Annotated in this window: 8 protein-coding genes and 1 pseudogene; 2 read left to right on the top strand and 7 right to left on the bottom strand. The window is 35.7% G+C overall.

Going from position 1 to position 8,494, the window contains the following annotated elements:
- Positions 1 to 637 precede the first annotated feature (637 nt).
- Positions 638 to 2,389 (bottom strand): MobQ family relaxase, encoded by a 1,752-nt coding sequence (gene mobQ, locus D7V32_RS16220; RefSeq protein ID WP_228200239.1) that lies wholly within the window; start codon positions 2,387 to 2,389, stop codon positions 638 to 640.
- A 258-nt stretch (positions 2,390 to 2,647) separates the two neighbouring features.
- Between mobQ and D7V32_RS16215 the strand changes: the two genes are divergently transcribed.
- Positions 2,648 to 3,022 (top strand): hypothetical protein, encoded by a 375-nt coding sequence (locus D7V32_RS16215; RefSeq protein WP_086322809.1) that lies wholly within the window; start codon positions 2,648 to 2,650, stop codon positions 3,020 to 3,022.
- A gap of 24 nt (positions 3,023 to 3,046) precedes the next feature.
- Here the strand turns inward: D7V32_RS16215 and D7V32_RS16210 are convergent, their stop codons facing one another.
- Both D7V32_RS16210 and D7V32_RS16205 read right to left on the bottom strand, forming a co-directional pair.
- Positions 3,047 to 3,700, bottom strand: a complete 654-nt coding sequence (locus tag D7V32_RS16210; RefSeq protein WP_005086345.1) for a hypothetical protein — start codon at positions 3,698 to 3,700, stop codon at positions 3,047 to 3,049.
- Between the two features lie 319 nt (positions 3,701 to 4,019).
- The gene (locus D7V32_RS16205) at positions 4,020 to 5,240 is read right to left on the bottom strand and encodes an alpha/beta hydrolase family protein (protein WP_147394235.1); all 1,221 of its coding nucleotides are present in this window, start codon (positions 5,238 to 5,240) and stop codon (positions 4,020 to 4,022) included.
- Positions 5,241 to 5,675: 435 nt separating this feature from the next.
- Here D7V32_RS16205 and D7V32_RS17405 point away from each other — a divergent pair, with 435 nt between their 5' ends.
- Positions 5,676 to 6,326, top strand: coding sequence for a hypothetical protein (locus D7V32_RS17405; RefSeq protein ID WP_165499137.1), 651 nt, complete (start codon positions 5,676 to 5,678; stop codon positions 6,324 to 6,326).
- A gap of 11 nt (positions 6,327 to 6,337) precedes the next feature.
- On the opposite strand, the pseudogene D7V32_RS16195 reads toward D7V32_RS17405, so the two are convergent.
- From D7V32_RS16195 to repM, 4 genes and pseudogenes are all read right to left on the bottom strand, one after another.
- A pseudogene (locus D7V32_RS16195) lies at positions 6,338 to 6,541 on the bottom strand (transposase); the annotation flags it as partial.
- Positions 6,542 to 6,811: 270 nt separating this feature from the next.
- Positions 6,812 to 6,955 (bottom strand): hypothetical protein, encoded by a 144-nt coding sequence (locus D7V32_RS17400; RefSeq protein ID WP_001125247.1) that lies wholly within the window; start codon positions 6,953 to 6,955, stop codon positions 6,812 to 6,814.
- A 20-nt stretch (positions 6,956 to 6,975) separates the two neighbouring features.
- On the bottom strand, positions 6,976 to 7,551 hold the full coding sequence (locus tag D7V32_RS16190) for a plasmid replication DNA-binding protein (RefSeq protein ID WP_002011656.1): 576 nt from the start codon (positions 7,549 to 7,551) through the stop codon (positions 6,976 to 6,978).
- Positions 7,544 to 8,494 (bottom strand): replication initiation protein RepM (repM, locus tag D7V32_RS16185; RefSeq protein WP_002011663.1); only part of this gene is annotated, 951 nt, incomplete at its 5' end. The genes D7V32_RS16190 and repM, both read right to left, overlap by 8 nt.

Below are 8,494 nucleotides of genomic sequence, written 5' to 3'. Positions count from 1 at the left end.
GAAGCACCAGTATTATTTATTATGCTATGACACCTTAATTAATTTTAGTGCTATAAGCAAGGTAAACGGTGTCATATTGCAAGGTAAACGGTGTCATATTGCAAGGTAAACGGTGTCATATTGCAAGGTAAACGGTGTCATATGAAGTCTAGAAGCCTTTATTTACAAGGCTTTCAGCTTACCTAAAAGCATTTAAAAACTTTAAAATAATTAAAAGCCCAGGCAAGGAAAAATTGCCCTATGTTTTCGCTACGCTCAAACTCTATTGAACTTCGCTTTCGCTCAGTTCGTAGGGGCAATTTTTGGCTTAAAATTTCGTGACTTTTTAAAAAAGAAAAGCAACTAGGAATTCGCTTCGCTCATAGAACTTTTTCACTCGCTTCGCTCGACATAAAGCCACCGTAATCAGTTCGCACCCATTCGGGATGCTCTGATTCTGAGTTCTTGATACACAGGGGAGCCTGTAATCAGGGAAAAACAGGTGAGAAAATTTAGATCCCTGTAGTTCGCTCGTAGACACTCGCTAAATGCTCTCATTTGCGATTTAAGAGTTTTTTCTTAACTCAACTATAAAATCTACTGTGGTTTAGCAAAACATCGCTAAAAACCCTATTTTTTTGCGTTTAAATAGCATTCATCAAGGTCGGTAATCGTTGTTATTTTCATTTTCTGGTTTTTTAGGCTCATTTTTCTGCTGTTTTTCCAATTCTTGGCGTTTTAAAAATGCCAAATGTTCTCGTTCGTGTCTTTCTTGTTCATAGCGTTGTTCTTTTTGCTCTCGTTCTTTACGTAATTGCTCTCTAAATTCACTTTCTCTGCGATCATTTTCAATTCTTCGTTGGCGATCTACTTCCGCTTGGCGTACTTGCTGCATTCTTTCTTGTTCAATTTTGAGATCATCTGCCCGTTTTGCTTTAAGGAGGGGACTCATATCATCATTAAAATCATGTAGGGTATCGAATGAATGAACGTACTCTCGTTTTAGCTTCTGCCAAAACGAGGGTTTTATCGTTGGTCGTTCAATCCCATTATTTTCCAGTATCTCTGAGCATTGGCCTAAGCGCTGGACAACATTCTCAATATCGTATTCTTTAGCAAGTTGTTCGACCTCGGTTGCGTATTCTCTCCAGTTCTCATTTTTTGCCTGTTCTACTGATTTTTCAGTCGCATAAAAATCAGGTTTTTTTATATCTCTGTAAGTATGATGATAAGAGTCATAAAACAAATTATTGGTATGTAGGTAAAAATCGCTTTTGTTTTCTGCTAACCATCGTTTTGTCTTGGTGAGATTTGATTCAATCTGCTTTTGATTATCAGCAGCATTGCTTTGAATGGTGTAAAACTGATTGGCAAATTCTGCATAAATATCCTGGCACCGAATGAAGTCATCATATGCGTTGTCGATCTGTTGAACCTGTTGTTCTTGCAGGCGTTCTTCTTCTAGGTTGAGATTTACTAATTCTGCTAAAAGCTCTTTTTCTTCTGCTTCGGTTAACTGAAGTTCGTTTTCCAGCTGGGTAATCTGATCTTCTAATCGACTTGGAACAATAATTTCTTGATCAAGGCCCTTGATGATCTGTTGGTATTCTCGTGCAGCATCTAAATTTTTGGCTTTGATTGCATCATTTTCAAGTGCAATTCTTGGTAGCACAATTTCAGTGTTACGTTCTTCAAGCGGTCTTTTTTGTTCCTCGTCATATTGTCTGCGAAGTGCTGTAGCTTCATGCCCTTCATGATGAGTGGGTTCAAGAAAGTCTAAGCCCTGATCCTTGTAACTCCGGTGGTCGATGCGTTCGTCTAGCCCGGCATTTTCCAATACTGTATTTACAACATTGGCAAAAGTTGCTCGGCTGTCCTTCAGGATCTCGGGACCATGGTCGTTGAAGATTCTTTGTTTCTTTCCTAATTCGCCTTTTTCATTGATGAGTCTGGTAGTGAACATCATGTGTACGTGATAGTTTTTATTATTGGTTTCATCGTTATGTTCATGTGGTGCATGGATGCAGGCATCGACAATAACATTGTGCTTGTTCACAAAGTCTCGGCAAAAGTCATCAACGATTTTTATGCGTTCTGCATCTGTTAATTCATGTGGTAAAGCACAGATATATTCTTTGGCGAGTCGTGCATTGGCTTTCATTGAGCCATTGGCATTGAATTCTTTTTTTTCTACTGTATTCCAAAGTGTTTGACGGTCTAAAAGTTTTGTATTGGTATGTTCTGGTGCATAAATATTTTTGTATTCAAGTCCCTTTTTTTTAGTGTAGTCCTGAGTCTTTCCAAAAGTCAGATCCTCTAGTTTTTCACAGGCACGATAAGCAGCACAAGCAACGGCTGAACGTCCGTCACTTCGTGAGATGTTGCTTTCATTCAAATGAAAAATTGCCACTTTAAAAACCTAAATTTCTGCATACCGTGGTTTTGATTTTTGCAACTTTGAAAAAGTTGCTGACCATGCTAAAGCGAGGTCATGGGGTACAGGGGTTTCCCCTGTCGCAACGTCCACTTTTCTATCGAAGATGAAAAGTGGGTAAGTGCGCCCTTCATTTCATTCCGGGAAAACTCCGCTTCGCTACGTTTGATATTGCTCGCTTTGTTTTTTGACTCTATGATGATGTTTGATTATTGATCATCACGGTTTAATACTATGTCAGATATTCAAGAAAAGAAAGATGCAGTTTTAAAGAAGCTCACTAAAGCACAGCAGAAGAAGTTATCTCTACAAGAGCAAATTGAGTATTTGAAAAAAGAACAAGAGCAGATCTTAGAACAGGCAAAACAGAAACAGAATGAGCTTAAACTTAAGCAGCAAAAACTTTTAAGTGAAGCCAAAGCTCAAGAACGGAAAAATGAAACTAGACGGAAAATTTTGCTTGGCGCTTGGGTTTTGAATAAATTTAAAAATGATGAATCTTTTAAACATCAATGGGCTGATTTTGAGCAGTTTTTAAGTGCGGAAAGTAAGACAGAAGAAAATAGACAGAAAGATAAAGAGCTTTTTAATGATCTTTTTAAGGGATAAGTTCTAAATTTCATATAAGAGATTTTATGTTAAATCACTGATGTTTGATTTTAGAATAATATTATGAATTGCTTTTATCTCTTCCTCTTTTTGAGCTTGAAACTTTCCATAAGTTGAAAAATGTAAATGCTTATAGATTAAAGGTTTTTTTTCATGAAAAACTTTAAGAGTATGTCCTTCTATTTGTTTAGCATCATTCATCCATGAAAATATAGATGTTTTTTTCATTAATTTAAAAACAGCATCAGAGATAAATACAGCTTTAGTGTGTTCTGAAAAAATGGCTTTATGAATGTATTGTAGATGATTTTTATCAAGATCAGAGCTTTTCAAATCATTTCTACCAGTTGTGGGAAGATGAAGAAGCTCGATAAATGAAATACGAGAAGCATCTTTGCAAGAAAGTCTAATTTTTGAAAATTCTTTATGATATTTTCGCCCATCTCCTTTATATCCATCTAATAAAAAAGGATGATGTACATTGTATTTCTGCCAAAATGAAATAGCATCCTCATGATATTCAATGATTTTAGAAAATATTTTTTGTTCTTCAATATTGGGAGCGTAATTGGCATCTAAGCCAATAAATAAAAACTCTGCTTGAGTAGGACAACATCCCTGATAAGGTTTTTGGCGGAAAGCGTGAATTAGTTTTTCACTTGGATGAACGTTATACATATTTTTATCAGTAGACGTAATGCAAAGAATATTAGTTTATCCGATATAGACACCAACATATTAAACCGTCCGATAAGAAAATCGCAAAAGCGCATATTCTAAAAGTGGACATTTTTATTGGTGAGAATATAGACATTTTGAATGGGTTCTAACAAAAGCATTTCGTATAAGCTCTATTATGTTAAATGGGTGGATATTTAGTGGAAAATTCAGATTTCGAATAAGAGATTTTATGTTAAAACAGTGATCAAAAGGCCCTATTTATAGGCCTCTCGTATAAGGTGTTTTAGCTTAATTAAAAAAATTAAATGAGTACACTTTACTTCAATGGTTGTGTAAAAAGCATGTCGTCTAACATTCGCCCTAAATTAGTTTGAACAAATGCATTATGTGCTCCAGAGCTCTTATTCACTCTAGACTCCTCTTTACTAAAATCTATAACACTGCTATCAACCCTAAAATTCCACATATAACCCAATGGTTTTTCAGGATTTTCATCTAGTTTTCTTAAAACAGTCGTATAATAATGACCATCACTTACATTAAAATTCTTATATTGATATAAGTAACGCGTTGCACAACTACTATTTTCTCTTTTGGGTAACTCAAACCACGAAGTATTATTTCTATTTAATATCTCTTCAGGGTTTATAAAACCGCATTCAGCTTTTTTATCGAAACCGTGTATCACTGTGACCTCATGTGAAAGATAAGGCATATAATGACCCACCGTCGTATATTTCCCTGATGTAGGGCTATCAACCAAATTTATACCAATCAAACGAGCATATGGAAAGTAGAGTGAAGTCGCCTTATCGTCTTTAGATGTTAGGTTAATCCATAATGGACGCTGTATTGGTTGATCAGCACTTGACATATTATCAAATATCTTGTCAAAAGCATCAGCACCAATAGCTGCATTTAAAGTAACCAATAAAGAGTTTTTACCTAGTGACCAATCATTAATATTTTCAATTTTTGAAAGATCTTCCAAAAATGCTCTAGATAAAAGCCTGCCACCTAATGAGTGCCCGATTAAAAGTGAATGTCCTGAAGTGGGCTTATTATTTACCGACTGTGTTAAGGAAATAAGGTCATCTCTTAATTCCCCTTCCTTGCCAATCGCATCAGCTATAAGAGCCCTATTTTTAATTGATAGTAATTTGGCAGGATTATTTTTATACTTTTCTCCACGCCATCCAATATATACCCCTATAACATCCATATCGCCTTTTGCATAAGCTCTTCTTGCTAACATATAGGGGAACCCTGTTGTATCTAAGCTTGGATTATTGATATCAATACTTGCATTATTATGCCAGCCATGTATGAATATTATTAGATATATAGGTTTTTCTGCTATATCGATGGCTCGCTTTATAAGGTCTAATTGTCTGTTGTTTTCAATTTTATGCCCCATCTCGTCATATTCTAGGTAGAACTGTTGGAATTTAGGACTAACATAAACATTACCTTTGTGTCTTTTTAAGTTTTTCTCGTTAACGCCCGACCATCCGTTTACTATTACAATGTTATTCAAAGATTGTGCTTTGATATATGTATCTAACTCACTTTCACTGCATCTGTATCGATCTAAACACTTAATCTTATGATACGATTGATCTGGAATAGTCGAGCAGGACGCGACTACACAACCTATGATTAGATAAATTACATTTCTCATCTTCTCGTACCTTTTTTATTATGCTTTATTCAATGATTATACTGATTTGATTTTTTTTTGTACAAAAAATATAGGCTCTCTGCATTAATTGTGTGAGTCACCCGTCACTTTTTGTGTGGTACTGTAAAAAATTTTGTTTTCAATAAAGTAGATTAGCAAAGGAGGCTCATGTATTTTTTATTGCTGAATAAGAACATAATAAAACTAATGATCTTGCACTGTGTATTTTAAGTTCTCAGCTACTCGATTTATTAGGATTACTCTCTAAGTTCAATATATTGAGGTGATGTCATGTTAAGAAGGATATTTAAAAACTCTACTTTAATTATAATTATTTGCTCACTAAATAGTTTGGTTTATGCCGCTAATTGCGATTGTACCCAAAAAGTAGGTAGGTGTTCTGGAGCTATCAACTTTTTAAAAAAATTCGGTTCTCCTCCAAGTTTTGGTGCTGAATTTGAGGTCTATAGCTCTGAAAAGTCATGTTCAAGTGTAGAATACTTTATTGATAATTTACCTAGACAAACCATCCTCTCTAATAAGAATAAAGAAATCGAATCCACATTTGGTACTAAGCCTATAAACAAAGATTCCATTGTTTACTCAGCCTGTTATGTTTGTAAAAATTTAGATGATAAGAATAATCAATCTAACTCTAGAAGTAGTGAGAACGATTCACCATTCAACGGAAGATGGACTTCTACTGACCGCAACGTTATGGGGTTTAAAAATACTTCTACTTACGATGTTTCTGTCAAAAACAATCATATTACTGGTTCTTATTCAGGGACAGCTGGAAATGGAACTATTTCAGGAACTGTTAATGGGAATCAAGCGATAATTTCTTGTTCTGGATGTTTTACTGTTAAATGGAATTTAGTTGACGATAAGACGATTAAATTTTCGTATCCATTTGGTTCAGGCACGCTTAGAAAAGAATAATGTATGAATGGTAAACGGAATAGAGATTTAATCATGAGACAGCATTGGATGGCTGTGTCGAAATAAGTTTGATTTCGTCCTTGTTTACCTTTTGATTTGGCATACCATTGAGTTTCCGGATCAAACCAAATTGTTAAATTACCACGATTGATCAAAGCGCGATTGTAGGATGACCAATTGGTTGTACGATAAATTTTAGGTGTAGGCTTATTCATCTCAGAATTATATTGCTGAATAAGACATTATCGGTAGGTTTGTGCAACAAAGCCAAGCAGAGTTACCAGAAGGTTTTTGAATCATAAGAAAATCTAAAATTAACATAATACACCTTATACGAAATGCTCTTTTTATATCTATATAATTCAATGTGTTAATTGATATCATAAAGCCGAACTCAGCTGAGTTCGGCTTTTTTGTTGAATACTACCGTTCCACGCTTAATCTTTAATCAATGTTCCACGCTTTTGATTAGCTCAATTGAATAATCAGGATGCCTGGTCTTTTTCTTTTTGGCGTTCATCCAGCTCTTTCTTCAGTGCCTTTTTATCCTGGTACGATGCAATCAGCATAATCGGGATCAGCAGCGGAGCCACAATAATGCCCAGGGCAATATCTTTCAGTTTCGGCATGAGCTCTCTCCCTTGATTGCTCAGTCATGATCAAAAACAGCATTCAGTACACGGCCAAATAAGCCACGTTTTTTGTGTTGTGGCACTGCCACATTTTGCAACGTGGCATGCTGTAGCGTTTGGGTGTGGTATGCCGTAGTTTCTTGCTGTGGCACTGCCACATTTTCTGCAATATTTAATTCATTATTCTTTTTATTATCATTGTCTTGTTGTGTTGTCGCATGCTGTGGTAGGTCGGTGTCGCATGCCGTAGCATCTTGTTGTGGTGCTGCTGTGGCAGGAGCAACACTTTTCAGCTCAATGAGTGTTTGCATACGGTCAATTTGTTGCATTAACCGTTCTTCACGTTCTTGGTATTTTTTGACTTCATTTTCTAAATGGGCAATAAGTTTTTTTGTAGATTCATCACCTTCTTGCTTAGATGATTCAATTTTTTGAGATGTTTGCTCAGGTTCTCCAAAGCATCGGATGACCTCTGCTAGATCGAATTGTCCATCACTGGAGCGTGATAAACGTCCATTACGTACAGCTCTGTAAATGGTTGATCTATCCACATGAAATTTTTTAGATACTTCACTTAGTGATAACTTAGCCATTTACGGTGTCCTTTTTATTTGATGGCATATATCCCACTTTTTTTAGGTATGGGTATAGTTCTTTTATTCGGTCAGGGTCTTGCAGCATCTCAGCAATACGAATAGCAAATTGCGGATAGCTTTCAGTTCCCTGGGAATAACGACCCATTTCAGGAAGTTCGGAAAGTTTATTTGCAAACATATGCCGTTGAGCATCGGTCATCTTTGAAGAAAGACCCAAAGTATCCGGATCTCTTTCTATTGATGGGCTGTCCTTCTTTTTCTGTTTAAAGTTAAAAGAAAATCCTGAAATTGATCGACCTCTTTTGTGTTGTTCATACTTCACTGTGATATCTGTATGTTCGTTAATTTGTTTAATAGCGAGCTCAAGTACACTAGTTTTAAAGCGTTCCATACGCTTGTACTCAGTATCGAGTACGCCAATTCTTTGACGGAAATCACTTAGCTCTATAATTGGAGTAGAGCCCGTACTTCTCCAAGCAATTAATAACTCATATAAACGAACAGCATAAGCACTACTGAGATTACTAACTTGCTGCAATTCGTATTTAGTAAAATGCTCTTCTAAGCGCGTAATTAATGGAACTATGGCAGGGGCAAAAATAAGCTTAACCACTGCTTCATTATCTACATATCCAATTTCACTAACCCAACGGGATCTATAGTTCTCAATATTCCCTCTTTCATTTATTTTTTGATAGCTGAATTGTCTTGCGAATAAATCATTACAGGCATCTTTTAATGCCTGATAAGCGGTATTGCGATGTACGCCAAATTGATTGATATAGCTTTCTGCATGGACAGTTAAGGGATCATTAGCATTAATCCCTTTCCCACTTTCTCTTGCCTCAACAATAGCTAATAAAATTAAACGTTGTTCTACTAAATCTAAGTTATAACTTGCATTAATTAAGGCATTGTCTTTTACAACTAACTCTCTCAT

The organism is Acinetobacter tianfuensis (assembly GCF_003611465.1).
Lineage (GTDB): Bacteria > Pseudomonadota > Gammaproteobacteria > Pseudomonadales > Moraxellaceae > Acinetobacter > Acinetobacter tianfuensis.
Note: the sequence above shows the minus strand (reverse complement) of the source record. Positions and strands in the feature narration are given on the sequence as shown.

Bases quoted from the DNA above. Each gene is read 5' to 3' on its own strand.
- D7V32_RS17405 (WP_165499137.1), top strand. From the start codon at position 5,676: ATGTTAAGAAGGATATTTAAAAACTCTACTTTAATTATAATTATTTGC.
- D7V32_RS17400 (WP_001125247.1), bottom strand. From the start codon at position 6,955: ATGCCGAAACTGAAAGATATTGCCCTGGGCATTATTGTGGCTCCGCTG.
- D7V32_RS16190 (WP_002011656.1), bottom strand. From the start codon at position 7,551: ATGGCTAAGTTATCACTAAGTGAAGTATCTAAAAAATTTCATGTGGAT.
- D7V32_RS16215 (WP_086322809.1), top strand. From the start codon at position 2,648: ATGTCAGATATTCAAGAAAAGAAAGATGCAGTTTTAAAGAAGCTCACT.
- D7V32_RS16210 (WP_005086345.1), bottom strand. From the start codon at position 3,700: ATGTATAACGTTCATCCAAGTGAAAAACTAATTCACGCTTTCCGCCAA.